Source organism: Litchfieldella rifensis (assembly GCF_042646605.1).
In the GTDB taxonomy this organism is placed as follows: domain Bacteria; phylum Pseudomonadota; class Gammaproteobacteria; order Pseudomonadales; family Halomonadaceae; genus Litchfieldella; species Litchfieldella rifensis.
This window is the reverse complement of sequence record NZ_JBHRUG010000040.1, coordinates 1-512: the sequence shown is the minus strand read 5'-3', so window position 1 is coordinate 512 and position 512 is coordinate 1. Positions and strand designations below refer to the sequence as shown.

Genomic DNA, 512 nt, shown 5'->3' with positions numbered 1-512 from the left:
TTCCAGCTTCCGGCTTCAAGCTTGAGCGTGGTGGAGCCTACCGGGATCGAACCGGTGACCTCCTGCGTGCAAGGCAGGCGCTCTCCCAGCTGAGCTAAGGCCCCCTTCAAGCGGTAAGCGGTAAGCCGTAAGCTTTAAGTTAACCCCGGCTAGCGCCTTATATGGGTTTTCTTACAGCTTATCGCTTAAGGCTTATAGCTGTTCTTGGTGGGTCTGGGCAGACTTGAACGAAACCCGGCGACCTCACCCTCCTCTTTATATCACCCCAGGGGTGCGCTCTAACCAACTGAGCGAGAGAATGGTGGGTCTGGGCAGACTCGAACTGCCGACCTCACCCTTATCAGGGGTGCGCTCTAACCAACTGAGCTACAGACCCATTGGTCACGCTGGGTCTATACCCAAACAGTCTTTGCTCTGGTCGATCAGGTAATTCATTGTGGGCACTTGCCGGCAAGGGATAAGGCGTCGATTAAGGAGGTGATCCAGCCGCAGGTTCCCCTACGGCTACCTTG

General features: G+C 55.9%; 2 tRNA genes. Both read right to left on the bottom strand.

Annotated features, from left to right (window positions below):
• Window positions 1-28: 28 nt before the first annotated feature.
• Window positions 29-104 (bottom strand) — tRNA-Ala (locus ACFOEV_RS19210).
• Between the two features lie 195 nt (window positions 105-299).
• Window positions 300-376 (bottom strand) — tRNA-Ile (locus tag ACFOEV_RS19205).
• Window positions 377-512: the final 136 nt, after the last annotated feature.